This window comes from Maricaulis sp. ABE4_448 (assembly GCF_056160825.1).
In genome coordinates, this window is record NZ_JBSWXX010000001.1 from 115,236 (window position 1) to 141,787 (window position 26,552).

Consider the following 26,552-nt stretch of genomic DNA (forward strand, 5'->3'; position numbering starts at 1 on the left):
GCGCCTGCGCGTGCTAGCTCCCGCGCCATGAAAGACGGATTGCCCCCGCGGCGCTGCGCCGCCCTGGCCTATGCCACCATCCTGCGCGACCGGCGCGCCCTGGAACCCGCGCTGGAGCACACGCCCGGCTATCGCAAGATGAGCGACCGGGACCGGGCCTTTGCGCGCGCCATCCTGGCGACCACATTCCGCCGCCTCGGCCAGACCCGCAAAGTGCTCGACCACTTCCTCGCCAAACCGCTCGAGGAAACCACGGAATATGCTGCCGCCCTTCTGGTCACCGGCGCAACCCAGCTTCTGTGGATGGACGGCCCGCCGCACGCGGTCGTCTCCACCACGGTCGCCCTGTGCCAGGACACGACCGAGACCTACGGGTTGAAGGGCGTGGTCAATGCCGTCCTGCGCAAGGTCAGCACGGAAGGAGCGGACCTCGCTGCCCGTACCGCCCCGCGCGACAATCTTCCCGACTGGGTCTCGCGTTCCTGGCGCAAGGCCTATGGTCCGGGCGCGCTGTCGCGCATCACCAATGTGCAGATGCAGCCGCCGCCGCTGGACCTGACCGTGAAGAACCCGCTGGAGCGTGAACGCTGGGCCGAAGCGCTTGGCGCGGAAGTCCTGCCGAACGGCACGCTGCGCCGCAGGGAGATCGGCGATATAACGCAATTGCCCGGCTTCCGAGAAGGGGCCTGGTGGGCCCAGGATGCCGCCGCCGCAATCCCGGCCACCCTGCTGGGCGTAAAGTCCGGCGATCACATCGCCGATCTGTGCGCCGCCCCCGGCGGCAAGACGCTGCAGCTCGCCGCCCTGGGTGCCCGCGTCACAGCGGTCGATGACAATGAGGGCCGGCTGAAACGCCTGCGGGACAATCTCTCGCGCACCGGGCTGCGCGCGGCCGTCGCCGTCGAAGATGTCCGCCGCTTCCGGCCCAAGGGTCCGGCCGATGCGGTCCTGCTGGACGCGCCCTGCACCGCCACAGGCACAATGCGCCGCCATCCCGAGGCCGGCTGGATCAAGAAGCCGGGCGATGTGCAGCGCATGTCCAAGCTGCAGCTGGAAATGGCCGGCGCCGCCGCCCGCATGCTGCGTCCGGGCGGTTGGATGGTGATCTGTACCTGTTCGCTGCAGCCGGAAGAGGGCGAACAGCTTGCCGCCCGCCTGCTGGAGACCCGCAAGGATCTGAAGCCCGTCGCAATCCAGGACGGTGAAGTGCCCGGACTGGCCGAAGCCATCACCCCGGAAGGCTGGCTGAGGCTGACCCCGGCCCTGTGGGCAGACCGCGGCGGAATGGACGGGTTTTTTGCGGCGCGGTTCGAAAAGAGCAGTTAACCGGCCGCCTGCCGCAATGGACGGACCACAGGCCGTCTTGCGCCGCTCCGGCCCCCCTGTTATCGGACTTGCATGGGCGCTTCCGTAATCATCTCGCCGTCAATCCTTTCGGCCGATTTCGCCAAGCTGGGCGAAGAGGTTCGTGCGATTGACGAAGCCGGGGCCGACTGGATCCATGTCGATGTCATGGACGGTCATTTCGTACCCAATCTGACGATCGGGCCGGGCGTCATCAAATCCCTGCGTCCGCACTCGCAAAAACCGTTCGACGTGCATCTGATGATCACGCCGGTCGACCCGTATATCGACGCCTTTGCCGAGGCCGGGGCCGACCTGATCACGGCGCACCCGGAAGCCGGCCCGCACTTTCACCGCACCGTCCAGAAGATCCGCAGCACCGGCAAGAAGGCCGGCGCCGCGCTCAACCCGTCCACCCCGGGCGAGACTCTGGACTATGTCCTCGACGAGCTCGACCTGGTGCTGGTGATGAGCGTCAATCCGGGGTTTGGCGGCCAGAGCTTCATCGACAGCCAGCTGCGTAAGATCGAGGGCCTGCGCCAGTCGATCGACCGCCGCGGCCTGTCGACCCTGATCGAAGTGGATGGCGGGGTGAATCCGGACACGGCGAAAGCCTGCATCGCGGCCGGCGCCCACGCGCTGGTCGCCGGATCGGCGGTATTCCGCGGCGGGCCGGACGCCTATCGCGACAATATCACAGCGCTTCGCGGCTGATCGCCATGGCGAGCGCGGTGCGTCTATCCGATTATACCGCAGCCACCCTCATGGCGCTGCGGCGCGAGGCTTCCTCGACGTTGCACGCCATAGGTCTGCCCTCCGGGCTGAGCGATCTGGGCGGGCTGCCCGACGCGCTCAGTGTCATGCCGGAAGACGTCTACGCCCCCAATCGCGAGCGCGGCGAAGCGATTCTGAACGGTCGCTTCACCCTGGCCGGGGAAAGCCTGTCGACTGACGGTCCCACCGCCGCCTGGCTGCAGCCGGCACCGACCCGTGCCTTTGCCCGCCGCCTGCACGCTTTCGGCTGGATGCGCGATTGCCTGGCGGCCGATCCGGAAACCGGGCCCGACGCGATCCGCCGCTATGTCGACAGCTGGATCGACAATTTCGGCCGCTGGAACAGTTTCGCCTGGTCACACGACATCCTGTCAATGCGCCTGTTGAACTGGCTGCGCTGCGGCGATGCCCTGTTCAATGGCGACGAGGACAGCCGCAGGGCGCGGCAGACCCGTTTCCGCTCCCTGCTGCGCCAGGCGCGCTATCTGCAGCGCTCGATCGCGATCGCGCCGGACGGCACGACCCGCCTGCAAAGTGCCGCGGCGCTCACGCTGACCGGGCTGAGCCTGCCGGGCCGCGATGCCTTGCAGCGCGCCGGCTTCCAGGCGCTTGCCCGCGAGGTCCAGCGCCAGATCCTGCCCGATGGCGGCCATGTGACCCGCTCGCCGCGCGCCTGCGCGGAAGCCCTGATCGACCTCGTCACGGTTCGCGAGGCTGCCCAGGCCGCCGGTGCCGACCTGCCCCAGGACGTGCGCCGCGCCATCGACCGGCTGGCGCCCATGGTCCGTTTTTTCCGCATGTCGGACAAAGGCCTTGCCAGTTTTCATGGCGGTGGCGAAGGCGATCGCCACGCGCTCAAGGCCGCCCTTGATCACGACGACACCCGCGCACGCCCTTTCGGCTTTGCGCCCCATTCCGGCTATCATCGCGCAGAGGCCGGCGAAGCCACCGTGCTGCTCGATGTCGGCAATGCACCCAAGGGCCCGCTGAGCACCGGCGCACACGCCAGCGCCCTTGCTTTCGAACTGTGCACGCCCGGTGGCCGCCTGGTGGTGAATTGCGGCTGGCATGACGACCAGCCGGCCAGCTGGCGCGAGGCCGTGCGCGCAACCGCTGCCCACTCCACTCTCATCCTCGACGAGACATCTTCGGCCCGCCTTTTCCCGCCCGGCTGGAAACGCGACCTGCTGGGGCCGCGCCTCGCCACCGCGCCCGCATCGGTCACGGCCCGGCGCAATGAAGAAGAGATGGGCATCTGGCTGGAAGGCATCCACGAAGGCTATCGCGAGGATTACGGCCTGTCGCACCGGCGGCGGATATTCCTGGCGGCCGATGGCGGCGATGTGCGCGGTGAGGATGCGCTGTTCCGGCCCGTCAATGATGGTGCGCCGGACGATGTCGATGTGCGCTGGCGCTTTGCGATCCGCTTCCATCTTCACCCCGATGTCCGCGCCTCCCTGTCGCGGGACTCCATGAGCGCGCTTCTGGTCCAGCCCAATGGCGACGGCTGGCGGTTCCGGACCGATGGCGGTCCGATCCGGCTGGAGCGTTCTGTGTATCTGGCTGCGGGCGCACCTCCACAACGCGCGACACAGATTGTAGTACAGGGAGAAGCAGAACCCTTTGGTGCCGGGGACCGGCCGCCCAATCGCGTTCGCTGGGCTTTTCAGCGTCTCGGCCAGGTCGGCGGCGCAGAAGGGGAAACCGGATGAGCACACCGCGTCCTCAGGACGGACGCCGCAGGCGAGCGCGTCAAACCGTTTCAGGCAATCTGACCGCGACGCGGAACCAGTTGTCGATGGTGGCGGTGGCGCTGTTCGATCTCGCCGCCGGTGCGTTCTCGATGTGGGCCGCAGTCCTGCTGCGCTACCGGTTCGAGCCGGCCGGTCCGCCCGACCAGGTGATGCTGCAGTCGGTGGCCGTCTTTGCGCTGGCCTGTGCGATCGTTTTTCCGCTGGAAGGTCTGCATCGCGGCCTGTGGCGCTATACCGCCCTGAACGATGCGGCCCGTATCGTCCGCTCGGTCCTGGTCGCCAATCTGGTCTTCCTGCCGATGCTGTTCCTTATCAACCGGCTGGACGGTTTCCCGCGAACCTCGATCCTGATCGACATCCCGATCCTGATCGGTCTGTTGCTGGCGCCGCGCTTCCTGCTGGCCGCCGTTCGCACCCAGGGCCTGCGTGGCGTGCTGCAGGTGGAAGACCGCTCCAAACCCGCCGCGATCCTGGTCGGCTCGGAAGCCGATCTTGATGAGGCACTGCGCGACATTGTCCGGCGCAACGGGTCTGCGCCTTTCCGGCCGAAGGGCCTGATCGAACCGGGTTCGCAGCTTACCGGTCACGCCATTCGCGGCGTTCCCGTGCTGGGTGGTCTGCATGCGCTGACCCCGGCACTTAACCGGCTGTCCCAAGCCGAGACCCTGGCTCCGCGTCTGGTTCTGGCCGGCACGAATACCGATGTTGAAGTGGTCAACGAGCTGATCCGCGTGGCCGCCCGCACCGGTGCCAAACTGTCCCGCGCCCGCCCGTCCGAGGGGCCGGGCGCCTTCTCGCCGGTGGAAGCTGCCGACCTCCTGAACCGCCCGCCGCGGCCGCCAAACCTGGAGCCGGCCCGGCCGCTGATCGAGGGCCGCCGCGTGATGATCACCGGCGCCGGCGGCACGATCGGTTCGCAGCTGGCCCGGCTGGCGGCGACGCTCAATCCGGAAAAGCTGATCTTCTTCGACGCGTCCGAGGCCAATCTCTACGAGATCGATCTCGAATTCGCCCGCCACCGGCCGCACATGCAATGGCGCGCGATGCTGGGCGATATCCGCGATACCCAGCGTCTGGAAACCGCTTTCGCCGAAGAGCGCCCGGATGTCGTTCTGCACGCCGCGGCACTGAAGCACGTGCCGATGAGCGAGCTCAATCCGGGCGAGGCCGTGCGCACAAACGTCATCGGTACGGTCAATACGATCGAGATGGCCAAACGCCATGGAGCCCGGATTGTGGCCCTGATCTCGACCGACAAGGCCGTCGATCCGGGCAATGTCATGGGCGCGACCAAGCGCGCCGCGGAACTCTATGCCCGCTCGGCCGCTGCCGACGGTTCGCAGACCCGCATCTGCGTCGTGCGCTTCGGCAATGTGCTCGGCTCGACCGGCTCCGTCGTGCCGCTGTTCGAGCGCCAGATCGAGGCCGGCGACCCGGTCACCGTGACCGATCCGGACGCCACCCGCTATTTTATGACAGTCGAGGAAGCCTCTGGCCTCGTGCTCGATGCCGCGGCGCAGACCGCTTTCGATGCCGCCCTCAATGGTGCGCTGTACGTGCTGGATATGGGCGAGCCGGTCTCCATCCTGCGCCTGGCGCGGCAGCTCCTGCGTCTGCGCGGCCGCGACCCCGATGCACCCGGCGCAATCTCCATCGTCGGCCTGCGGCCCGGCGAGAAACGCCACGAAAACCTCGTCTATGCCTTCGAACGGCGCGAGCCGACCGCCATTGACGGCGTGTGGTCGATCACCGGCCCGGTGCTCGATACGGAGGCGGTGGCCGCCGAGCTGGAATGCCTGCTCGATGCCGCCCGCAGCGGCGATGCCGCAGCCGTTTCCGAAGCCTTGGGCGCACTGTGCGCCCTGCGGCCTGCGACGGCCGCGGATTGACTTGCAGCGCCGTGATGGATACCTCGCCGCGCACATCCGGATGGTTACAACGGAGCCCCAACCATGTCCGACCTTGATCTTGCGCCTCTGCGCCGCGCCCTGATTTCCGTGTCCGACAAGACGGGATTGGTCGAGCGGGCTCGCCAGCTCGTCGACGCCGGCGTGGAAATCCTCTCCACTGGCGGCACACTACGCGCCCTCAACGAAGCCGGTATCGCGGCCCGCGACGTGTCCGAAGTGACCGAGTTTCCCGAAATGATGGATGGCCGCCTCAAGACGCTGCACCCGCGCGTGCACGGCGGCCTCCTCGGCCGGCGTGACAATGGCGAAGACCGGTCCGCAATGGCCGATCACGGTATCCCGAACATCGACCTGCTCTATGTCAATCTCTACCCGTTCGAGGAAACCGTCGCGAAAGGTGCTGAAGAGGCCGACTGCGTCGAGAATATCGATATCGGCGGTCCGGCCATGCTGCGCGCCGCCGCCAAGAACCATGCCTGGGTGAGCGTTTGTACCGATGGCGAGGACGTCGATGCAGTGCTCGCCAGCATGGAGGCCCATGAGGGCCACACGACGCTCGAGCTGCGCAAGCGCCTGGCTGCCAAGACCTATGCGCGCACGGCCGCCTATGATGCAGCGATCTCGAACTGGTTTGCCGACACGCTGGACGATGCCAGCCCGGCCTGGCGCGCCTTCGGCGGCAAGCTTGCCCAGCCGCTGCGCTATGGCGAGAACCCGCACCAGAGTGCTGCCTTTTACGCAACCCCGGAGAACCGGCCCGGCATCGCCACGGCCCGCCAGGCGCAGGGCAAGGCACTCAGCTTCAACAATCTGGCTGACGCCGACGCCGCCTTCGAACTGGCCGGCGAGTTCGACCCGGCCGACAAGGCAGCTGTTGTGATCGTCAAACACGCCAATCCCTGCGGCGTGGCCACGCACGACGATCTCGCCGTCGCCTATGAGAAGGCCTTCGCCGCCGACCCGATTTCCGCGTTCGGCGGCATCGTTGCCATGAACCGCAAGCTCGACGCCGACACGGCCGGCGAGCTGGTGAAGATCTTCACCGAAGTGGTGATCGCACCGGACGCCGACGAAGACGCGCTGTCGGTGCTATCCGGCAAGTCGAACCTGCGGGTCCTGCTGACCGGCGGCCTGCCCGACGCGAAACAATCCGGCTGGCTGACCAAGACGGTGGCCGGCGGCCTGCTGGTCCAGGAACGCGATACGGCGATGATCTCGGTGAAGGATCTCCGGACCGTGACCCAGCGCGAACCCACCGAAGCCGAGCTGGCCGATCTGATGTTCGCCTGGAAGGTGGTCAAGCACGTCAAGTCCAACGCGATCGTCTATGCCCGCAACCTGTCCACGGCTGGTATCGGCATGGGCCAGACCAGCCGTCTGGAAGCGGCCCGGTTGGCGGTTCGCAAGGCTGAAGCAACAGCGCAGGAAAACGGCTGGGACGAGCCGCGCACGCAGGGTTCGGTCTGTGCATCCGACGCCTTTTTCCCCTTCGCCGACGGCTTGCACGCTGCCGCCGAGGCTGGCGCCACCGCCGTGATCCAGCCGGGCGGATCGATCCGCGACGAAGAAGTCATCGCCGCCGCCGATGAGGCGGGCATTGCAATGGTGTTCACGGGCATGCGCCACTTCCGCCACTAGTCCACGCCACGCGACTGCGCGTGAATCCCTTTTTCATTGACCCTGGCCGGCCCCGCCCGCCAGGGTCTTTTCATGTCGGGAAACACGATCCTGCGCGGCGGACTGGCCACGCTCATCCTTTTGCTCGCCGGGCTGGGTGGCTGCGCGATCGGGCAGGCAACCGGACTCACCGCGCCCCGGCGCGATATCGCCGAACAGGTCACCCTGATCAGGCCGCACACCACGATCGAGATACCCCCGGATGCCAACACGCCGGTGCCCGCGGCGATCCTGCTGCATGGCTGCGGAGGCCTGCGCCAGGTACAGCCGGACTATGCCGCAGCGCTCCTGGAGGCCGGTTATGGCGTGATTACGGTGGATTCCAACAGCGCGCGCGACATCGGACGGTTTGCCGCCATGAGCCAGGTCTGCACCGCGCTGCGTCTGTGGGGCCGGGAGCGGGCTGCGGATATCGAAGCGGCATTGGTGCTGGCCCGCGAGGACCCGCGCATCGACGAAGCCCGCCTCGCCCTGATCGGCTGGAGCCATGGCGGCTGGACCGTGCTGGATGCGCTGGACTATGGGGGCGAGGGTCGCGTACCCGCCAGCCTTACCGGCGCGGAGATACCGCCCCTGGCCGGTGTCCGTTCGGCCATCCTGCTCTATCCCTATTGCGGATTTCCGGTACGGGCCGACGGCCGGCGCTTTCCGTCAGACATTGCCGTCCATGCCATTCTGGCCGGACGCGACATGGTCGCCCCCCCAGGTGATTGTGTGAAGCTGTTCGAGCGTGCAGACGCCGCCGGTCACCCGGTCGATCACGTCATCTTGCCCGGCGTGACCCATGCCTTCGACGAGCCGGCGGCACCGCTGGATCCGCGGATGGAATACGATGCGGACGCGGCAGCCCGTGCGCGCGCCCGCATAGTCGATATTCTCGACCGCGACCTGCGCGATCAGGGCTGAGCGACAGCCGCCATCTCGCCGATCTGGGTCGAGGCGATCGCCAGCTTGGAGAGAGTCCAGGTGCCCGACTCGTCCAGCTGCCGCTGCACCGAGTCGACCCGGCCGGCCTCTTCCTCATTGACCGTGTTCCAGGCCTCCACAACCGCATCGGCCCAGTCGCGGGAGGGATTCTCGATACCCGCTTCCAGCGATCCGCCCGCCTGGCGGGCAAAGCGCATCATCGACGCCGTCACCGCCTGCTGGTTGGCATAGAAGTCTTCCATCAAGCGCCGTACAGCCAGACGATCCCAGTGCAGGTCGGAGGAGACCTCCTGGCCGAGACCGCGCAGACGGTCGAAGCGGAAACGCGCACCGGCCGCGTGGTAGATGTAGGCGGTCGAGGCGAGCGGCCAGTCGAAATCATTGGCCATGTCGATCACATCTGTCGACGAGGTCAGCGGCCGCAATTCGGCAACCGACTGGGCCAGATCAGCCGGAGCACCGGCCTTCACGAAGGCGGATTTGCGCTTTTTCACGCCGGCGCGTTCGTGGTCGGAAATGATCTCGTGCACCATGGAGCGCAATTCCTGCACGCCCGGACGGTAGGAGGCGATCACGTCGGAGATCGAGCTGGCATTGGCCGTGGCCTCGTTGCGGCCGCGGCGGACGAGCCAGTAGGTCTGGCGGCGCAGGAGGCGGATGATTTCCTCGTGTAACTTGATCTGCACATCGGCCGGAGCCTCATTGTCCAGCGCATTGATCGCCGCCGTCAGTTCGGCAAAGCCGAAAATGCCCCGGCCCGCCTCAAAACCGCGCGCGATCGCCGGCACGGTCGCCGTAGTGGAATCGATCGCCCGGTGGATGAAGGTCGGCCCGCCCAGATTGATCATCTCGTTGGCCAGAACCGTCGACACGATTTCGCGCTTCAGGCGGTGGCCATCCATGGCGGCCGAGAATTTGTGGACACCCTCCGGGAAGTAGTTTGTCAGCATGTCCCGGAAGTGCGGATCGTCCGGCACGTCCGAGGCGACCAGCTGATCGAACAGGGTGATCTTGGCATAGGAGTTGAGAACCGCCAGCTCGGGCCGGGTCAGGCCCTGGCCGCGCCCCTTGAGTGCGCGCATGCCCTCGGAGGAGGGCAGGCCCTCGACTTCGCGGTCCAGACGCCCCTGTTTCTCCAGAGCCAGCATGAAACGCTCATGCGCATCCAGATCGGCCTTGGCCGTATGCTCGGCCATGGAAAGGGCGAGCGTCTGGTCGTAATTGTGGCGCAGTACGTGTTCGGCGACATCGTCGGTCATCGATTCCAGCAGCGTGTCGCGGTCTTCACGGCTCATATCGCCATTTCGAACCATCGGACGCAGCAGGATCTTGATATTCACCTCGTGGTCGGAACTGTCGACGCCGGCCGAGTTGTCGACAAAGTCGGCATTGGCCCGGCCGCCATGACGGCCGTATTCGATCCGCGCCGCCTGGGTGAAGCCCAGATTGGCGCCTTCGCCGATGACCTTTGCCTGCACCTGGTCAGCATTGACGCGAAGACCGTCATTGGTCTTGTCGCCCACTTCCCAATGCTGCTCATGCGTCGCCTTGGCGTAGGTGCCGATACCGCCGAACCACAGGAGTTCGACTTCGGCCTTCAGCAGCGCATGCATCAACTCGGTCGGGCTGACCGCATTCTTGGTCAGGCCGGTCAGCGCCTTGATCTCCTCGGTCAGTCTGATCGACTTCTCGCCGCGCGAGAAAACGCCGCCGCCCTTGGAAATCAGCGAAGTGTCATAGTCCTGCCAGGAAGTGCGCGGCAGGTCGAACAGACGCTTGCGCTCATTCCACATCGTCTCCGGATCGCCCGGATCGGGATCGATGAAGATGTCGCGGTGGTCGAACGCCGCCACGAGACGGGTCTGTTTGGACAACAGCATGCCATTGCCGAACACATCGCCGGACATGTCGCCCACGCCGATCACGGTGAAGGATTCGGACTGGATGTCCTTGCCCATCTCGCGGAAGTGACGCTTGACGGATTCCCAGGCACCGCGTGCCGTGATGCCCATCTTCTTGTGGTCATAGCCGGCCGAGCCGCCCGAGGCAAAGGCGTCGCCAAGCCAGAAATCGAACTCGTCGGTCGCCAGCCCGTTGGCCGTGTCGGAGAAGGTCGCGGTACCCTTGTCGGCGGCAACGACGAGGTAGGGGTCCTCATCATCCCAGCACAGGGTGGCATCGGGGTGCTTGACCACGTCGTCGACAATATTGTCGGTGAGGTCGAGCAAGCCGCGGATGAAGGTCTTGTAGGCCTCGCGGCCGGCTTCGAAGATCTCGTCCCGGCTGCCATTGCGCGGCAAGGCCTTGGGATAGAAGCCGCCCTTGGAGCCCACCGGCACGATGACGGCATTCTTCACCTGCTGCGCCTTCACCAGGCCCAGCACCTCGGTGCGGAAATCGTCGCGCCGGTCCGACCAGCGCAGACCGCCGCGGGCGACCGGACCGAAACGGATGTGAACGCCTTCCACGTCCGGTGCCCAGACGAAGATTTCGCGATAGGGCTTGGGCAGCGGCAGCTCTTCGAGCAGTTCGCTGGCAATCTTGATCGAGATCCGCGCCTTGGGCTGACCGTCGGCGCCGAGCTGGTAGAAATTGGTCCGCAGCGTGGCGCGGATCAGATGGAAAATCCGGCGCAGGGCGCGGTCGTGATCCAGGCTCTTGACGCCGTCCAGCGCCTTGCCGATCCGCTCCTCCACATCCCAGACTGCATCGGAACGCGTCTTGCGATCATCGGTAAAAGCCGGATCGAACTTGACGCGAGCCAGTTCCAGCAGGCCGCGGGCAATATCCGGATAGGCGGCCAGCGCCTCTTCCTGGATCGCCTGGGACGGGTCGAGCCCGGTCTGCTGACGATAACGCGCGCAGGTGCGCAGGAAGGCGGCTTCCCGCCACGTCACGCCGATCTCGACGATCAGGCGGTTGAAACCGTCATCCTCGGCGCGGCGGTCAGCCATCGCCAGAAGCGCATCCTCGAGCACAGGCGCCAGCGTCTTGACGTCCTGGCCCTTGAGCGCATCGGACTTCATCTCGAAGTCGTGCACATAGGCGCGATCGACACCCTGGCCCCCGCTGGCGCGGCGATCCACCGGGAAACCGGTCTCCTGCACCACGTAGAGGCCCAGATTCTCCAGTACCGGCATCACCCGGGACAGCGAGACCGGCTTGCCGACGCGGTAGATTTTCAGCCGCAATTCGTTGTCCGGATCATTGGCTTCGCGATAGACGCGCACGGCTACCTGGCTCGGATTTTCCAGGCTTTCCAGCTTGATGACGTCTGCGAGGGCGTCTTCCGGATCGTAGAGCTCGCGATAACCGGCTTTGAAGGCGTCCTGATAGGCCGGCATGCGCAGGCGGATATCCTCGGGCGCATTGCGGCGCACATGGGTTTCCAGATCGTCTTCCCAGGTGCGGGCCAGACGGGCGACACGGCGCTCCAGTTCGCCGACTTCCGGTTCCGGGTGGTCGAACGGGTTGAGCCCGATGATGTAGTGCACCCGGGCCAACGAACCGTCGCCGAACTGCGGATAGAAAGCCGAGAGGCGGCCTCCGAACGCATCGCGGATCAGCTCGCCCGCCTGCTCGCGGACTTTCGAGGAGTAGCGTTCGCGCGGCACGAAGAGCAGCGCCGACACGAAGCGGTCGAACTGGTCGCGGCGGATAAACAGCTTGGTGCGCGGCCGGTCATGCAGGTGAAGAATGCCGAGGCAGATTTCCAGCAGATCGTTCTCATCTGTCTGGAACAGCTCGTCGCGCGGGAAATTCTCGACCGTATTGCGCAGCTTCTTGGCGCTGTGGGTACCGGGCGTCTTGCCGGCACGCTCGAGCACGCGGCGCACCTTGCGGCGGATCAGCGGCACTTGGGCGGCGGACTGGTCGTAGGCCTCGGCGGTGAACAGGCCGACAAAGCGCATCTCGCCGATCACGGCACCGTCTTCGCGGTAACGCTTCACGCCGATATAATCCATGTAGACGCGGCGGTGGACACGCGACTTCATATTGGCCTTGGCGACAATGATCGGGCTGGGTTCGCGCAGGAAGGTCTCGATGGCCGGCGTTAGAACCGCAGGCTCGGACCCCTTGCGCAGGACATGACGATCAGGATCGCGCAGCACGCCGCGGCCGGTCTCGGATCGCACGCGCGGATGACGCTGGGCCATGCCGCCGTTTTCGTCGACCTCGAAGTCATAGATGCGGCAACCCAGGAAAGCGAAGTGATCGTCGCGCAGCCAGCGCAGGAATTCGCAGGCTTCCGTGAGCTCTTCCGGCGAGGCATTCGTGGTGGCCTGGGCGAGATGGGCAATGGCCTCATCCATCTGCGCGCGCATGTCGGCCCAGTCCTCGACCGTCACACGGACATCATCGAGGGTCGCGGTGACCCCTTCGATCAGCGTGCGGCGAGACAGATCATCCAGCGGCGGCAGATGCACCTGGATCATCGACTCGGCGAGGCAACGCCCGCCCCGGTCGACCCTGGCACCGTCATTCTCACGGCGCACCTGAACGATCGGGTGGAACATGGCCAGGATGTCATAACCCTGGGCACCGATTTCGCCCATTACGCTGTCGACGATGAAAGGCCGGTCACGGCCGATGATCTCCAGCACATCGCGCGGCAGCTCGCTGCCGTCATCGCGGGTGGCCGTGCGCATCCGGACGAGGATCTCTTCGCCACTGCGTTGTTCGCCGTAATGCCAGAAGTCGACGCACATGGATGCCAGATCGGCGGCCGCGACCTGTTCCAGGTCTTCGGCCAGGGCATCGTCGTAAATCTGCGAAAAGAAGGACGTGCCCGCCTCTCCGCACTCGCTGCCATAGCGATCCTGCCAGCGCGAACGCGCGGCCTCCATGAATTCGTCACGGGTGTACGCGTGCGCGACTCCGACGACCGCCCCCATGTGGCGCTCCCTGTGGTCTGTTGTGGTTCTTGAGGCGAGCCTAGCCCTGTTTTCCCCGCACGCAAGCCATCTACACCGTTGAAAACGCAAACAAGCCATTCTTTTTGGCAAGAGCGCAGATTTTTGGGGAAACGGGGCCGTTCTGGCCCGGATTTTGAGCCGCAGCGGCGGTGACGATAGCGGCACCGCCGGGTAGGGACAGGGAACCCGGCGGTGCCTGGCAGACCTCATCGGCAGGCTGGGGGGACGCTCGTTTGAGGCCTGATCGTCTGGAGCGGTCGTCATCCTGCCCGCTCGAGGGGAGGAGAACAGGGCAGGGCGGCCACTCGTGACTCATGTAGGAAGGCGGGGACTGAATCCAAGACCGTCAGTGTCGAAAATTGCCGGCTCGGACACAGCAGTTTCCGCCGCGTTCGAAAACCGATATGGCGCGCGACATTCTCCACGCCAAGGGCACGGTCCGTCACACTCTCGTGAAGCCCGGCGGCGACCCGGCCCGGAAAGCGGGTCAGCCTGCCGTTTCGGCCAGACGTGGCCACTGGCGGCCGATGGCATCCAGGCTCAGTGAAGGCGCCAGACGACCCGCCAGATCAAATGCCAAGGCCCGGGTTTCCGCGACATCGCGCGGCGCAACGGCCAGCGCCCCCACGGCTTCGGGCACCAGGGTCAGCAAGATGTCGCGGGTCTGGGCATCGAACAGCGTCGCCAGGATCGAAAAGGGCGCGGAAAATCCGACCAGAAGACAGTCCCGGCCGGTATTGCGCGCCATGAACTGATGAAAATAGCTGTCTGAAAACGCCGAAAGACCCCGCCGGACGAAAACCGCTTCCCGCGTCAACGGCCGCAGGGCGGGAACCGGCGTACGATCCGCACGCTCACCGTCTGTCATGGCATGCTGGCAATGGCAGATCGACCAGCCATCGGCCCGGGCCCGGCGCAGCAGCGCCTCTATCCGGGTAATGGCTGCATGATTGTCCGCATCGATCCGGCCGTCCGGGCCCTCGACGCGGTCACGCTGGCAATCGAGCAGGGTCAGCGCCGGTTTGTGGGCGTTCGTCATGCCGCTTCCTCCTCCGATTTCTTCTTGTCCTTCCTGGCCTGTTCCTTTTCGGCCTCGAGCCGTTCGAGCGACAGGTCGAACGGGCCGGGCCGGTCCCATGCGCCGTCCGGCCGGATCAGGACCATCGGATCCGTATCCGCCGTGATGGCATTGGCCGGCGGGATCAGCTCGCGCTCGATCTCGACATAGGCATAGTCCGAGAAATGGAATTCCGGCCGGTCAGGCCGGACCCGAAATCCGTGCGTTCGCCAGTATTTCACCCGATTGAGCTGGGCATGTCCGATGACGCGGCGATAGCCGCGGCGGGCGCTGTAGCGCAGAGCCTCCTGCATCAGCACCCGCATCACACCGTCGCGGCGGTATTGCTGCAGTACAGCCGCACGCTCCACTTTCGCGAAATCGGCAAACCAGCGCAGGCGCAGCACGCCGACGGGCTCTCGGCCCTTCCATGCAATCAGGTGCGAGGCAGCCACCAGGTCATTGCCGTCATACTCTTCGGCATAGGGCGCTTCCTGCTCCCCCAGATAGATGACGCCGCGCAGCGTCATCGCCATGACGACCTGGTCGAGCGTGCGCGCCACTGTGACGTCGATTACTGTCCCGTCCGTCGCATCCGTCATCGCGGCGCCTCCCAGTCCCCGAGGATACTGTGCCGCAGCAGCATGGCGCCGAGCTTGTCGGGAAAGCCGGTGCTGCCATAGAGCGGATTGACCCCGTCCGGCCTTGCACATTCCTCGAAGCCGAGCCGCCGCATCAGCGCCTGCCCCTCAGTTGTGCGCGCCCGGGCATAGACCCGTACATCCGAATAAAAGCCGCGCCAGCCCACCAGCAGCGCCCGCAGCGCTGCCGCCTGGGCGTGCGGTGTGCGTCCGGCCAGCCCCCAGGACAGGAGCGCGGCTGCCTTTTCGTCCAGACCGCACACCCAGTCGCGCCGCGCATTGGCGAAGCCGAACTCGCCAGCGAGCAGCGCAGACACGCCAATTTCACTAAGCGGAATAGAGGCGACGAATCCGTCAGGGGTGCCATTCCATACGCGCATGTGAAGCGATCTTTGTGTCCAAGCCTGAACGCGTGCAATGTCTTCTGCGTTCGCGATTTCGCCCTCGATCAGGGCGTCTGCAAGCGCATGGAATGTGTCGATCCTGTCGAGGCTGACAGGCTCGAAACCCACTGATGTAAAAGCCTGATCCAACCGCTCCAAGGGAAATTGAAACCCGCTTCGGGTTTGACTAGTGTGGGTCGCCTGAGTCACCGTCGCGCTCCTCGTGCCAAAACGGTTGCCCATTGGTTAACATCCCGCCCAGATGGCGACTTCTGCAAAGTTGGAATAGTGGATAGTCAGGAAACAGATACCCTTCTCCGGCGAAACCTGTTCGACTGGGACGATCTGCAGATTTTCCACGCCGTGGCGACGACGGGGTCGATGAGTGCAGCCGCCACGGCGCTCGGCTGTCAGCAATCCACCATTTCCAAGCGCATGCGCCAGCTCGAAAGCCGGCTGGGAAGCCAGCTGATCGCACGGCACGCCGGCGGGATCATGCTCACACCCGCGGGTGAAAATGCCTTCGACTATGTGCTCACCATGCAGCGCTCCGCACATCAGCTCGAGAGCCAGATTGCCGGTCGCGACCACGCAATGGAAGGCGAAGTGTCGCTGCGCGCTCCCGACGGGCTGTCCAGTTTCTGGCTCGCAAGGCATGTGCCGGAATTCCAGCGAACCCATCCGGCAATCGACTTGAAACTGCTCGGCGATCACTCGGCTGCGACGGGGGAGAATGCCTCGTCCCTGGCCGTCACCTTCGTACCAGAAAAGACGATGGACACGCAGGCCGAGCTATTGGCCACCCTGCACTATATGCCTGTAGCGTCTCGGGAATTCATTGAAACCTACGGTGCGCCCCGGTCCCTTGTCGATGTCATGAACCTGAGGTTCGCGACGCTGGAACAGTATGACCGCTCGCTCTCGTTGTGGGGCGAAAAAGCCGAGGCAGCAGATACCCTTATTAAATATTCCTTCCGCACCGACCTCAGTTCGGTGTTATTTGAGGTGGTACGTCATGGTGGCGGTATCGCCATGGCACCAACCTATCTTGCCGCCCTTTATGCCGATGAATTGGTAGTACTGGATTACGACTTTCATCAGGACATCAGGGTGTGGCTCAAATATATGCCCGGCAGTCGGGGAATTGGCAGAATAAAGTGTGTTGGCGACTGGATCGTCGACATCTTCAATCGTAGAAACAATCCTTGGTTTCGCGAAGAGTTCTGTCATCCGCGTGAGTTCTGCGGCATAGAAATCATTAGACCACAACCGTGAGGATGCCATGAGCGCCAGGGGCCCAACGAGTATTGATCAGCATGTCGGAGCGCGTCTGCGCCTGCGCAGAAGCCTGATGGAAATGAGTCAATCCGAGCTGGGCGAAAAGCTGGGCGTCACCTTCCAGCAGGTTCAGAAGTACGAGCGCGGCACCAATCGCATTGGCGCCAGCCGGCTTTTTCATGTCGCCAAAGTCATGCAAGTTCCGGTCTCCTACTTCTTCGAAGGCCTTGAAGAAGATGGTTCCTCCGAACTGAAAGGGCCCGAATCCGACACGCTGTACGATTTCATCGCCAGCCCGGACGGTCTTGCCCTGGCCCAGGCCTTTGCCGGCATCAAGGACCAGACGGTCCGCCGCCGCGTCATCGACCTGCTACGCTCGCTGGCTGACTAGGCGTCAGCGAGGTCATCCATTATCCGGAAAGGCCGCGCCTTCGGGCAGCGGTCTTTTTCGTTTGTGCGGGCGCAGGGCTGACCTGGGGAAACGGCCCGAAACGGACACTCTATTCTGGAAGGAGAGAATGGAGCGGGCGATGAGATTCGAACTCACGACATTCACCTTGGCAAGGTGACGCTCTACCCCTGAGCTACGCCCGCTCACGATGTGCGGGGGCAAGCCCCGCCGGGGAGCGGGGTATATCGCGCAAACGCCGGATAATTGCAAGCACCTGATTCCGTCGACTTGCACATGGCTGCATCTCGCGCTTCAACAGGCACATGCCAGCGACACGCCAACAGCTTTTCGACCGTCTCGACGCCCTGGGTATCGCCCATGAAACCGTCGATCATCCGCCTGTGTTCACGGTCGAGGAAGGCCGCGATATCAAGGCGAAGATGCCGGGCGGGCACACCAAGAATCTCTTCCTTGCCGACAAGAAGGGCCGGATCATCTTGATCTCTGCGCTCGGCCACACGCAGATCCCGGTCAACCGGCTCCACCGCCTGCTAGACTGCGGCCGCCTGTCCTTCGGCAAGCCGGAGCTGATGGAAGAGGTTCTGGGCGTAACGCCCGGCTCCGTCACCGCGTTCGCACTGATCAATGATGTCGAAAAGCGGGTCCATTTCGTGCTCGACGCGGCCCTGACGCGCCACGACCCGGTGAATTTCCACCCGCTCTCCAATGACGCCACGACCGCGGTGAGCTGTGCCGACCTGATCCGCTTCGCCGAGGATACGGGCCACCCGGTAGAGATTGTCGATTTCGACGCACTGTCCGCAGAGGCAGGCGCGGCGCAGTGACGCCTTGCATCGCAGCGCCGGCAAGGCCAACTAGGACACAACACAGCGATGCGACTGTCCGTGTGCCGTCCGCATCGTGTCTTTGAACATTCCGGACCGGGCCGGTTTCCAAGCGGAAGCCTCCCGGTCTAGGGTGACGCGAACACAAGGAATTTGGTCATGAGCGCAGATCTGACCCTGGGAACAGGCGCGCCGGCAGGCGATATCGTGAAGGACTCCACCGATCAGGCCTTCATGCAGGACGTGGTCGAACCGTCGCGGGAAGTCCCGGTCATCGTCGATTTCTGGGCGCCCTGGTGCGGTCCCTGCCGCCAACTGGGTCCGGTGATCGAAAAGGCCGTGCGCGATGCGGGCGGAGAGGTGCGCCTGGTCAAGATCAATATCGACGAGAACCCCGGCATCGCCCAGCAATTGCGCGTCCAGTCCATCCCGGCTGTCTTCGCCTTCAAGAACGGCCAGCCGGTTGACGGTTTCATGGGTGCGCTGCCGGAAAGCCAGATCAAGGACTTCATCCAGCGCATTTCCGGCAAGGGGCCCAGCGAGGCCGAGCTGAAAGCGATGGTCGACACCGCCCTGGCAGCGCTTGAGGCCGGCGATCTGGGTGGTGCATCCCAGGACTTCGCCGCCGTGCTGCAGGCCGATCCGGGACATCCCGGCGCGCTGGCCGGTCTGGCCCGTGTCTGGCTGAAAAATGGTGATACCGACAAGGCCCGCGAAATTCTCGACCACGTCCCCGAGGACCGCGCCGGCGACCCCGCCGTTGAAAGCGTGCGTGCCGCTCTCGAGCTCGCCTCCGGTGCTCCTGCAGACGACAGCGAAACGGCTGCCCTGCGCAGCCGCGTCGAGCAGGATCCGTCGAACCTTGAGGCCCGTTACGAGCTCGCCGAGGCCCTGGTCGCCGCCGGCGATCACAAGGGCGCCATCGACCAGCTGATCGCGATCACCGCGCTCGATCAGGAGTGGAACGACCAGGCCGCCCGCACCCTGCTGCTGAAAGTCTTCGACGCGGCAGGCCCGGCCAGCGAGGTGACCCGCGAGGGCCGCCGCCGCCTGTCGGCCATCCTGTTTTCGTAAGGAAGAAGACGATGAGCGAGAACCAGACCGCACCGCGCGAGATTGATCCCAAACTGCTGGAAATCCTGGTCTGCCCGGTCACACGCGGCCCCTTGAAGTATGACCGCAAGGCCCAGGAACTGGTGTCGGACAGTGCCGGTCTGGCCTATCCGATCCGCGACGGGATTCCGATCATGCTGCCCGACGAAGCCCGCAAGCTGGAGCGTGACTGATGGCGCGCCCCTGGCCCGAGCAATTGCGTTTCTCCCGTGCCGACAAGGCCCTGCACGTCGCCTTTGACGACGGCAAGCGCTTTGCCATCCCCTTCCAGACCCTGCGGGTCGAAAGCCCCAGCGCCGAAGTCCAGGGACATGGCCCTGGCGAAAAGCGGATCGTGACCGGCAAGGAGAATGTGCTCGTCACGGCCGCCGAGCCCGTCGGCCGCTATGCCGTACGTCTCGTCTTCGATGACGGCCATGATTCCGGCCTCTTCACATGGGATTATCTCTATGCGCTGGGTGAAACCGCGCACTAGCGGCCTTTGACTGGAGGCTGCGCGATGACCGGAATTCGATGGGGTATGATCGGCTGCGGATCCGTTGCCGAACGCAAGAGCGGCCCAGCCTTCTCTCGCGTCACGGGGTCCCGCCTCACATCCGTGACGTCCCGATCACCTGATCGAGCCCGGGATTATGCTGCACGGCATGGGGTCCCACACGTCTACGAAACTCCAGGAGACCTAGTTGCGTCAGAGCAGGTCGATGCGGTGTATATCGCGACGCCGCCGGCCAGCCATCTCGAACTCGCGCTGATGGTCGCGGCGGCAGGGAAACCCTGCTGCGTTGAAAAGCCCATTTCGGTCAATCACGCCGAGGCCGATCGCATGCTGCGCGCTTTCTCGGATGCCGGCCTGCCCCTCTTTGTTGCCTATTACCGCCGCTCGCTGCCGCGTTTCGAATCCGTGCGCGCCTGGCTAACGAGCGAAGCCATCGGCGCAGTACGCCACGTACACTGGAGCCTGACGCGCAAGCCATCCGCGTCGGACCTGAGCGACGACCTTGGATGGAGAGTCGACCCCCGACAGGCACCAGGCGGCTATTTCGACGACCTTGCCGTGCACGGGCTGGATCTCTTCGATCACTTTTTCGGCCCTATCGCCGATGTCTCGGGATTCACCAGCCGGCAAGCCGGGCTCTACCCGGTTCCGGACGCCGTAGCCGCATGCTGGCGTCATGAAAGCGGGGTAACCGGCTCGGGCCACTGGAATTTTGCTGCCGGTGAATTGATCGACGAGGTGAGGATATCGGGGTCACACGGCCATATAGAGTTTTCCATCCTGGCAGAAGCACCACTCGTGCTGAGCTCGCCGGAGGGTGTCCAGAGCCACACGATCCCCCATCCGGAGTTCATCCAGGAACCGCATATTGCAGCGATGGTGCAGCATCTGACCGGTGGAGCCGCTCATCCTTCTACCGGCGAAAGTGCGGCGCGGACCGCGCGAGTTTGCGACCGGATACTTGCTCTGCAATATTGACACAGGGCGACGTACCGCTCTCCCGGGCCGCATCACGCACTGTTGAGGAAAAGCCATGTTTCTTACCACTTCCGTGTCGCTTGTTGCGACCAGCCTGATTGCGGCGACGGCCTGGGCCGGCCCCGGTGACTTCGCGCCCGGCCCCGTCATCGAGGAGTTCGGCCCGGTTGCCCCTGTCGAAGGCGCTCTGCCGATCCCGGAGGGCACTGAATTCCGGATCAGTTTCGACACCAAGGACCAGGCCGCCGAAGGCGAGCTCAATTCCAAGCTGACCGCTGCAGCGCGCTTCCTGAACATGCAGGCCGCCGCGGGCGTGCCCGTCGAGAACATCCACCTGGCGATCGTGGTTCACGGCACGGCCGTCCACGATGTGACGCGCGATAGCGCCGGCGCCAATGCCGATCTTGTTGCCGCCCTGGTGGAGACCGGTGTCGAGATCTTCGTCTGCGGCCAGAGCGCGGTCTGGTACGACGTCTCAGCCAGTGATCTCCTGCCGGGCGTATCCATGTCCCTGTCGGCCATGACGGCTCACGCTCTGCTGCAGGCCGACGGTTACACGCTCAACCCGTTCTAGGCCGCGTCCAAGCGCTGGCCTTTCAGGAGGCGCGGCGGATCGCCGGTCTCGCCGCCGGCCTGGCGCATGAAGAAACGGCGCGCCGGCGGGATGCTGTCGACGATCGACAAGCCGATGCCGCGAAGCTGCCGGATCGGCTCGATATCGTTCGAAAACAGGCGGTTGAAGAAGTCGGTGCCCGCTGCCAGCGTGGCACTGTCGAATTTTCGCCAGTCTTCATAGCGTCGCAGCGTCGTGACCGCCCCGATATCCAGTCCGACCCGCCTGGCCTCGCCGCAGACTTCTGCCAGCGCGGCCGCATCGCGAATGCCCAGATTGAAGCCCTGACCGGCCAGCGGGTGAATGCCGCGCGCGGCATCGCCGACAAAGGCAATGCGGTCATCGCAGAATTGTTCGGCATAGCGCAGTCCCAGCGGATAGGCGAAACGCGGACCTTCCGGCCGGACATCGCCCAGGAAATCGCCGAACCGCGCTTCCAGCTCCTCCTGGAAGACCTCGTCCGGAGCCTCCTTGAGCGCATCGGCAATCGCATCCGGCTCGGTCCAGACCAGCGAGGAGCGGTTGTCAGTCAGGGGCAGGATGGCAAAGGGGCCTGACGGCAGGAAATACTCGTAGGCCGTGCCATTGTGCGGCTCGGCATGACGCACGGTCGCCACCAGGCCTTTCTGGCCATAACCCCAGCCGGCCGTGCGGACACGTGCCTGATCGCGCAGGCGCGAGAACTTGCCGTCGCAGGCGACCAGCAGCTTGCCGGACAGGCGTTGCCCGTCGGCCAGGACAAGATCGATCCCGCCCTTGCGGTGTTCATAGCGATCGGCCCGCGCCGGTGCGATCAGCGTGATCTGCGGCCGCGCCTGCAGCGCCTTGACGAGCGCCTGGCGCGAGCGCCGGTTCTCGGCCATCCAGCCCAGCGGCTCCCCGTCCGGGCCTTCGGAAATCTCGTTGCGGTCGAAATGCAGCGTGTGCGGTCCCGGGCCGCCGGGCTTGTCGCCACCATAGGGCCGCCCGTCACAGACGAGGATATGCTCGATCCGCTGGGCATGCTCACGCAGGTGCTCGGCCACCCCCAGCGCCTCGAACATGCGCCAGGAGGTATAGGCCAGCGCCGAGGCACGCCCGTCAAAAGTGGGCGCCAGCTGGTCGGAAAATTCCAGCGCATCCACCACCGCAACCGACAGACCGGCCTGGTCCATGGCCAGGGCCAGCGTCATTCCGGCCAGGCCGCCACCGGCGATCACGACATCGCCATCAAAAAGGGGTTTGCTTGTCATGGAACGCAGAATACGGGGTTTGAGTTCTGTGAAAAGCGGTCAGAGCGCCGCAGCGCATTCAGTTTCTGTTTACCCTGCGGGAAGACTTCCCCGCTAGGACGGTGTTCATGAGCCGCAAAGCCGCCGCCGACGCCAACACCGGGGATACGAACCGCGCCGCCAAACCGCTTTGGCGGTTGCGCCTGCACGATCTTGTCGCGGGCGGGCTGATGCTGGCGGCCGGCCTGTTCCTGCTACTGTCCCTGCTGTCGCACAATGTTCTTGATCCCAGCTGGAATGTTGCAGCGGAGGGCGAGGTGCGAAACTGGATGGGCCGCTGGGGCGCCTCCCTGTCGGACATGCTGCTGCAATCGGTCGGCTGGGCCGCGGGCGGACCGGCGATTGCCCTGACCATCTGGGGCGCGATCCTCGTCTGGCGCACGCCGCAGCCCCGCCCGCGTTCGGTTGCCGGCTTCCGCTGGTTTTTCGCGGCCCTGGGCACGGCCGGTTTCGCAGCCGCCGTGAGCGCGCTTCCTGTCCCCAATGCCTGGCCCTTCGCCTCGGGCATGGGCGGCGCCATGGGCGATATTTTCCTTAACACGCTGGCAGCTCTACCTGCCCGCTTCGATCTGCCGGGCGCGACAGGGGTGGCGGCGGGCTTTGCTCTCCTCCTGTCGATTGCAGGTATTTTCCTGACCTTCGGCCTGCGTTCGCGCGATATCGCGGCGGCCGTCGATGCCGCGGGACTGGCCTGGGCGACGGTGCGCGTCTGGCTGGATGCTCTACACGGCCGGATTGCAGGCTTCTCGGGCGATGACGGCCCGGACGACGAGGATCACCGTCCCGTGCGCGAGGAGCCGGTCCTGCGCCGCGCCATGCGGGCCGCGGATGACACGCCGGCACCGGCCACCGCCCGGGCACGATCCGAGGAAGCCGAGCTCTCAAGCGCTGTGAAGGTGGCGCCGGGCCGAAGGGCGAAACAGTCCGACCGCGATGTCCGCGAGGCGCAGGGTGCGCTGCCCTTCGTCAAGACCGACGGGTTCAAACTGCCTCGGCTCGACCTTCTGGCGAAACCGTCGGTGCGCAATGACGCAGTCGACGAGATGTCCCTGCGCCAGAATGCCGAGCTGCTGCAGGGCGTGCTGTCCGATTTCGGTGTGAAGGGCGAGATCGTCCAGGTGCGCCCGGGGCCGGTCGTCACGCTCTATGAGTTCGAGCCTGCACCAGGTGTGAAGTCCTCGCGCGTGATCAATCTTGCCGACGATATCGCGCGCTCGATGTCGACCATGGCCGCCCGTGTCGCGGTCGTGCCTGGCCGCAATGCGATCGGTATCGAACTGCCCAACCCCAAGCGCGAGACCGTCTATCTGCGCGCCCTGTTCAATTCGAAGGCCTTCGAGGACGCCAAAGCGGAACTGCCCTTTGCTCTCGGCGAGACGATCGGCGGCGAGCCCTTCGTGGCCGACCTTGCCCGCATGCCGCACCTGCTGATCGCGGGTACCACGGGTTCGGGCAAGTCGGTGGGTATCAATGCGATGATCCTCTCCCTGCTCTACCGGCTGCCGCCGGAAGACTGCCGGATGATCATGATCGACCCGAAAATGCTGGAACTCTCCGTCTATGACGGCATCCCGCACCTTCTCACCCCGGTCGTGACCGATCCGAAAAAGGCCGTCGTCGCCCTGAAGTGGGCGGTGCGGGAGATGGAAAGCCGCTATCTGCGCATGTCCAAGATCGGCGTTCGCAACGTGTCCGGCTTCAATGAGCGCGTCGCCGAGGCCTTGAAGACCGGCGAGGAACTCTCCCGCACGGTCCAGACCGGCTATGACAGGGAAAGCGGCGAACCGGTCTACGAGACCGAGACGATTCCTGCTGAGAAAATGCCCTATATCGTCGTGGTGATCGACGAGATGGCCGACCTGATGATGGTCGCCGGCAAGGAGATTGAGGCCGCCGTTCAGCGCCTGGCGCAGATGGCGCGCGCTGCGGGTATTCACCTCGTCACGGCCACCCAGCGTCCCTCGGTGGACGTCATCACCGGCACGATCAAGGCCAACTTCCCGACCCGGATCTCCTATTCGGTCACCTCGAAGATAGACAGCCGCACCATTCTCGGCGAGCAGGGTGCGGAACAGCTGCTGGGCATGGGCGACCTGTTGTACATGGCCTCGGGCGGACGCGTGCGCCGCCTGCACGGCCCGTTTGTCTCCGACCGTGAAGTCGAGGAAATCGCTGCCTTTCTGAAGAAACAGGCGCCACCCGAATATATCGAGGCCGTGACCGCGGGCAGCGATGATGACGAGGATGGTATCCCCGGTCTCGACACGGGCGATGAAGGTTCCGGCGACCAGCTGTTCGACCAGGCTGTGGCTCTTGTCGCCCGCGACCGCAAGGCCTCGACCTCCTACATCCAGCGCCGCCTGCAGATCGGCTATAACCGTGCGGCCACCCTGATCGAGCGCATGGAAGACGAGGGCATGATCGGCCCCTCCGACCACGCCGGCCGCCGCGAGATTTTCCTGCCGGAGAATGACGGGGTTTAGGGCATTGCCTTCCGGTGCAAGGCCGGTCACTTTCCCGCGCCCGCAGCAATCCGGAGCGCGACTGTCATGATCACCACCCTGGCCTTCGATGCCGACGATACGCTCTGGCACAATGAGCGCTTTTACCGTCTGACGGAGGAGAGCTTTACGGCGATGCTGGCCGATTTCGCGGACCCGGATCACCTGTCGGAGCGGCTGCTGGAGGCGGAGCGGCGCAATCTCAAACGCTATGGCTACGGCATCAAGGGTTTCGTCCTTTCGATGATCGAGACAGCGGTCGAGGTGACGGAATACCGGGTGCCAGCGAGCACGATCCGGCAGATCCTGGATGCCGGTCACGACATGCTGGAGCACCCTGTCGAGTTACTGCCCCATGTGCGTGACACAGTGGAAGCATTGAGCCCCCATTACCGCACCATAATCGTCACAAAGGGTGACCTTATGGACCAGGAGCGCAAGATTGCGGCGTCCGGTCTGGCCGACCTGTTCGACGGGATCGAGATCGTCTCGGAGAAGACCCCGGACATCTACCGGACGATTTTCGACCGGCATGGCGACGGCGCCGACCGCGCGATGATGATCGGCAATTCGATGCGCTCGGATGTGGTGCCGGCGATCGAGGCGGGCAGCTGGGGCGTTCACGTGCCGCACGGGCTGACCTGGGCGCTCGAGCATGCCGAAGCACCCGCCGAACACCCCCGCTTCCGGGAGATCGGCGATCTGGGCGGATTGCCCCGCCTGCTCGAGGCGCTGCGCTGAGCTGCAGCGATGGCAGCGGGCTGACGGAAGAATGAACATCCAGGCCTTGCTCGCGCCCAAATCCCGGGCCAGCTTGCGCCCATGATTGCTCTGCTTTTCTCCCTCGCCCTGCTTCAGCAGGACCCCGCGGCCGACGCTCCCGCCGAGGCTGTGCAAACACCGGCAGCCGAAGAGGCCGTCGCAGCACCGCAGGCCAGTCTCGACCGCGAGGCGGCGCTGGCCGGTATCAATGCCTATCTCAACGGTATCGGGACCCTGCGCGCCGATTTCGTGCAGGTCGCACCGGACGGCTCGGCGGCGACCGGCGAGCTGGCCATGTCCCGTCCCGGCCGGTTGCGCTTCGAGTATGACGAGCCGACGCCGATCCGCATCATTGCCGACGGCACCACGGTCGCGATCGAGGACAGCGCCCTGGAAACCGTCGATCGTGGTCCGCTGCGCTCGACACCGCTCTGGTGGCTGCTGAAAGAGGATATCGATATCGCCCGTGACGCCGAACTGGTGGGCATGGAGAGCGAGTTCGGCTTTCTCTATGTCACGCTGCGCGACCCGAGCGAGGAAATGGCGGGCGAGATCATGTTTGTCTTCGCCGAGCCCAGCTATGAGCTGCGCGAGTGGTTCGTGACCGATGCGATGGGCGATATCACCCGGGTCAGCCTGAATAATGTCGAGACCGGCATGCGGCTGAACCCGCGCCTGTTTGTCATTCCGGAGCCGGAAGACCGCCGGGATTCGCGGCGCAACCGGTAAATTGGTTGATGTTTTTCTGCCACAGGCAAATCCTTTCTCATTTTTTATTTGCAGAAATCCGGACGATGTGGCGTTATTGATACGCTGACTGAGAGGCAATGGATCGGCGTCGTCCCCCCGCTTGCAGATCCCTTCTCGGTCGCGCCGGACTGATCCCCTCCCGGCGCTGCGCTGTAAAAAGACATGCGCACG

At 64.9% G+C, this 26,552-nt stretch carries 22 protein-coding genes and 1 tRNA gene; 17 read left to right on the forward strand and 6 right to left on the reverse strand.

Translation table 11 applies throughout. The annotated features are described in order from the left end of the window. Window positions 1-27 precede the first annotated feature (27 nt). The 6 genes from ACXAJV_RS00625 (at window position 28) to ACXAJV_RS00650 (ending at window position 8,365) form a co-directional block, all read left to right on the forward strand. Entirely contained in the window at window positions 28-1,326 is a 1,299-nt protein-coding gene (locus ACXAJV_RS00625) for an RsmB/NOP family class I SAM-dependent RNA methyltransferase (protein WP_475080749.1), read from the forward strand. Window positions 1,327-1,398: 72 nt separating this feature from the next. Further along, complete coding sequence (gene rpe / locus ACXAJV_RS00630) at window positions 1,399-2,058, forward strand: ribulose-phosphate 3-epimerase (protein WP_475080751.1); 660 nt, start codon at window positions 1,399-1,401, stop codon at window positions 2,056-2,058. A 17-nt stretch (window positions 2,059-2,075) separates the two neighbouring features. Further along, entirely contained in the window at window positions 2,076-3,830 is a 1,755-nt protein-coding gene (locus ACXAJV_RS00635; RefSeq protein ID WP_475080753.1) for a heparinase II/III family protein, read from the forward strand. Beyond that, entirely contained in the window at window positions 3,827-5,761 is a 1,935-nt protein-coding gene (locus ACXAJV_RS00640) for an SDR family NAD(P)-dependent oxidoreductase (protein WP_475080755.1), read from the forward strand. The genes ACXAJV_RS00635 and ACXAJV_RS00640 overlap by 4 nt, the downstream gene beginning before the upstream one ends. A 63-nt stretch (window positions 5,762-5,824) precedes the next feature. Continuing rightward, on the forward strand, window positions 5,825-7,420 hold the full coding sequence (purH, locus tag ACXAJV_RS00645; protein WP_475080756.1) for a bifunctional phosphoribosylaminoimidazolecarboxamide formyltransferase/IMP cyclohydrolase: 1,596 nt from the start codon (window positions 5,825-5,827) through the stop codon (window positions 7,418-7,420). A gap of 72 nt (window positions 7,421-7,492) precedes the next feature. After that, window positions 7,493-8,365 (forward strand): dienelactone hydrolase family protein, encoded by an 873-nt coding sequence (locus tag ACXAJV_RS00650; RefSeq protein ID WP_475080758.1) that lies wholly within the window; start codon window positions 7,493-7,495, stop codon window positions 8,363-8,365. Here the strand turns inward: ACXAJV_RS00650 and ACXAJV_RS00655 are convergent. From ACXAJV_RS00655 to ACXAJV_RS00670, 4 genes are all read right to left on the reverse strand, one after another. Further along, window positions 8,356-13,281: an NAD-glutamate dehydrogenase gene (locus ACXAJV_RS00655; protein ID WP_475080760.1), complete on the reverse strand. Its 4,926-nt coding sequence runs from the start codon at window positions 13,279-13,281 to the stop codon at window positions 8,356-8,358. The genes ACXAJV_RS00650 and ACXAJV_RS00655 overlap by 10 nt on opposite strands. Window positions 13,282-13,789: 508 nt before the next feature. Beyond that, window positions 13,790-14,341, reverse strand: coding sequence for an isochorismatase family protein (locus ACXAJV_RS00660; protein WP_475080762.1), 552 nt, complete (start codon window positions 14,339-14,341; stop codon window positions 13,790-13,792). Then, entirely contained in the window at window positions 14,338-14,961 is a 624-nt protein-coding gene (locus ACXAJV_RS00665) for a GNAT family N-acetyltransferase (protein WP_475080764.1), read from the reverse strand. The genes ACXAJV_RS00660 and ACXAJV_RS00665 overlap by 4 nt, the downstream gene beginning before the upstream one ends. Next, window positions 14,958-15,317 (reverse strand): hypothetical protein, encoded by a 360-nt coding sequence (locus ACXAJV_RS00670; RefSeq protein ID WP_271187199.1) that lies wholly within the window; start codon window positions 15,315-15,317, stop codon window positions 14,958-14,960. The genes ACXAJV_RS00665 and ACXAJV_RS00670 overlap by 4 nt, the downstream gene beginning before the upstream one ends. A 354-nt stretch (window positions 15,318-15,671) precedes the next feature. Here ACXAJV_RS00670 and ACXAJV_RS00675 point away from each other — a divergent pair, with 354 nt between their 5' ends. Both ACXAJV_RS00675 and ACXAJV_RS00680 read left to right on the forward strand, forming a co-directional pair. After that, window positions 15,672-16,658 carry a LysR family transcriptional regulator gene (locus tag ACXAJV_RS00675; protein ID WP_475080767.1) on the forward strand — a complete coding sequence of 329 codons (987 nt, stop codon included), beginning with the start codon at window positions 15,672-15,674 and terminating at the stop codon, window positions 16,656-16,658. A gap of 7 nt (window positions 16,659-16,665) precedes the next feature. Beyond that, window positions 16,666-17,052 (forward strand): helix-turn-helix domain-containing protein, encoded by a 387-nt coding sequence (locus tag ACXAJV_RS00680; RefSeq protein WP_475080770.1) that lies wholly within the window; start codon window positions 16,666-16,668, stop codon window positions 17,050-17,052. Between the two features lie 128 nt (window positions 17,053-17,180). On the opposite strand, the gene ACXAJV_RS00685 is transcribed toward ACXAJV_RS00680, so the two are convergent. Beyond that, window positions 17,181-17,255, reverse strand: a tRNA-Gly gene (locus ACXAJV_RS00685). A gap of 120 nt (window positions 17,256-17,375) precedes the next feature. Between ACXAJV_RS00685 and ACXAJV_RS00690 the strand changes: the two genes are divergently transcribed. The 6 genes from ACXAJV_RS00690 (at window position 17,376) to ACXAJV_RS00715 (ending at window position 21,058) form a co-directional block, all read left to right on the forward strand. Then, entirely contained in the window at window positions 17,376-17,897 is a 522-nt protein-coding gene (locus ACXAJV_RS00690; protein WP_475080772.1) for a prolyl-tRNA synthetase associated domain-containing protein, read from the forward strand. 159 nt (window positions 17,898-18,056) lie between these two features. Continuing rightward, window positions 18,057-18,971, forward strand: a complete 915-nt coding sequence (gene trxA / locus ACXAJV_RS00695) for a thioredoxin (RefSeq protein ID WP_475080775.1) — start codon at window positions 18,057-18,059, stop codon at window positions 18,969-18,971. A gap of 11 nt (window positions 18,972-18,982) precedes the next feature. Continuing rightward, entirely contained in the window at window positions 18,983-19,183 is a 201-nt protein-coding gene (locus ACXAJV_RS00700) for a Trm112 family protein (RefSeq protein ID WP_348509460.1), read from the forward strand. After that, window positions 19,183-19,485: a gamma-butyrobetaine hydroxylase family protein gene (locus ACXAJV_RS00705; protein ID WP_475080778.1), complete on the forward strand. Its 303-nt coding sequence runs from the start codon at window positions 19,183-19,185 to the stop codon at window positions 19,483-19,485. The genes ACXAJV_RS00700 and ACXAJV_RS00705 overlap by 1 nt, the downstream gene beginning before the upstream one ends. A gap of 45 nt (window positions 19,486-19,530) precedes the next feature. Next, a complete protein-coding gene (locus tag ACXAJV_RS00710; RefSeq protein WP_475083262.1) occupies window positions 19,531-20,484 on the forward strand; it encodes a Gfo/Idh/MocA family protein in 954 nt (317 codons plus the stop codon). 55 nt (window positions 20,485-20,539) lie between these two features. Then, window positions 20,540-21,058: a DsrE family protein gene (locus tag ACXAJV_RS00715; protein WP_475080780.1), complete on the forward strand. Its 519-nt coding sequence runs from the start codon at window positions 20,540-20,542 to the stop codon at window positions 21,056-21,058. On the opposite strand, the gene ACXAJV_RS00720 is transcribed toward ACXAJV_RS00715, so the two are convergent. Beyond that, window positions 21,055-22,329 carry a UbiH/UbiF/VisC/COQ6 family ubiquinone biosynthesis hydroxylase gene (locus ACXAJV_RS00720; protein WP_475080782.1) on the reverse strand — a complete coding sequence of 425 codons (1,275 nt, stop codon included), beginning with the start codon at window positions 22,327-22,329 and terminating at the stop codon, window positions 21,055-21,057. The two genes, ACXAJV_RS00715 and ACXAJV_RS00720, sit on opposite strands and share 4 nt — an antisense overlap. A gap of 107 nt (window positions 22,330-22,436) precedes the next feature. On the opposite strand from ACXAJV_RS00720, the gene ACXAJV_RS00725 reads away from it, so the two are divergent. The 3 genes from ACXAJV_RS00725 to ACXAJV_RS00735 all read left to right on the forward strand — a co-directional run bounded on the left by ACXAJV_RS00725 (window position 22,437) and on the right by ACXAJV_RS00735 (window position 26,360). Then, window positions 22,437-24,851: an FtsK/SpoIIIE family DNA translocase gene (locus ACXAJV_RS00725; protein ID WP_475080785.1), complete on the forward strand. Its 2,415-nt coding sequence runs from the start codon at window positions 22,437-22,439 to the stop codon at window positions 24,849-24,851. A 66-nt stretch (window positions 24,852-24,917) separates the two neighbouring features. After that, the gene (locus ACXAJV_RS00730) at window positions 24,918-25,610 is read left to right on the forward strand and encodes an HAD family hydrolase (protein WP_475080788.1); all 693 of its coding nucleotides are present in this window, start codon (window positions 24,918-24,920) and stop codon (window positions 25,608-25,610) included. 81 nt (window positions 25,611-25,691) lie between these two features. Then, window positions 25,692-26,360 (forward strand): LolA family protein, encoded by a 669-nt coding sequence (locus ACXAJV_RS00735; RefSeq protein WP_475080791.1) that lies wholly within the window; start codon window positions 25,692-25,694, stop codon window positions 26,358-26,360. Window positions 26,361-26,552 lie beyond the last annotated feature (192 nt).

Coding starts and splice junctions, on each gene's coding strand:
- ACXAJV_RS00680 (WP_475080770.1), top strand. CDS start 16,666: ATGAGCGCCAGGGGCCCAACGAGTATTGATCAGCATGTCGGAGCGCGT.
- ACXAJV_RS00665 (WP_475080764.1), bottom strand. CDS start 14,961: ATGACGGATGCGACGGACGGGACAGTAATCGACGTCACAGTGGCGCGC.
- ACXAJV_RS00655 (WP_475080760.1), bottom strand. CDS start 13,281: ATGGGGGCGGTCGTCGGAGTCGCGCACGCGTACACCCGTGACGAATTC.
- ACXAJV_RS00725 (WP_475080785.1), top strand. CDS start 22,437: ATGAGCCGCAAAGCCGCCGCCGACGCCAACACCGGGGATACGAACCGC.
- ACXAJV_RS00705 (WP_475080778.1), top strand. CDS start 19,183: ATGGCGCGCCCCTGGCCCGAGCAATTGCGTTTCTCCCGTGCCGACAAG.
- ACXAJV_RS00640 (WP_475080755.1), top strand. CDS start 3,827: ATGAGCACACCGCGTCCTCAGGACGGACGCCGCAGGCGAGCGCGTCAA.
- ACXAJV_RS00735 (WP_475080791.1), top strand. CDS start 25,692: ATGATTGCTCTGCTTTTCTCCCTCGCCCTGCTTCAGCAGGACCCCGCG.
- rpe (WP_475080751.1), top strand. CDS start 1,399: ATGGGCGCTTCCGTAATCATCTCGCCGTCAATCCTTTCGGCCGATTTC.
- ACXAJV_RS00650 (WP_475080758.1), top strand. CDS start 7,493: ATGTCGGGAAACACGATCCTGCGCGGCGGACTGGCCACGCTCATCCTT.
- ACXAJV_RS00730 (WP_475080788.1), top strand. CDS start 24,918: ATGATCACCACCCTGGCCTTCGATGCCGACGATACGCTCTGGCACAAT.
- ACXAJV_RS00700 (WP_348509460.1), top strand. CDS start 18,983: ATGAGCGAGAACCAGACCGCACCGCGCGAGATTGATCCCAAACTGCTG.
- purH (WP_475080756.1), top strand. CDS start 5,825: ATGTCCGACCTTGATCTTGCGCCTCTGCGCCGCGCCCTGATTTCCGTG.
- ACXAJV_RS00710 (WP_475083262.1), top strand. CDS start 19,531: ATGATCGGCTGCGGATCCGTTGCCGAACGCAAGAGCGGCCCAGCCTTC.
- ACXAJV_RS00720 (WP_475080782.1), bottom strand. CDS start 22,329: ATGACAAGCAAACCCCTTTTTGATGGCGATGTCGTGATCGCCGGTGGC.
- ACXAJV_RS00660 (WP_475080762.1), bottom strand. CDS start 14,341: ATGACGAACGCCCACAAACCGGCGCTGACCCTGCTCGATTGCCAGCGT.
- ACXAJV_RS00625 (WP_475080749.1), top strand. CDS start 28: ATGAAAGACGGATTGCCCCCGCGGCGCTGCGCCGCCCTGGCCTATGCC.
- trxA (WP_475080775.1), top strand. CDS start 18,057: ATGAGCGCAGATCTGACCCTGGGAACAGGCGCGCCGGCAGGCGATATC.
- ACXAJV_RS00690 (WP_475080772.1), top strand. CDS start 17,376: ATGCCAGCGACACGCCAACAGCTTTTCGACCGTCTCGACGCCCTGGGT.
- ACXAJV_RS00715 (WP_475080780.1), top strand. CDS start 20,540: ATGTTTCTTACCACTTCCGTGTCGCTTGTTGCGACCAGCCTGATTGCG.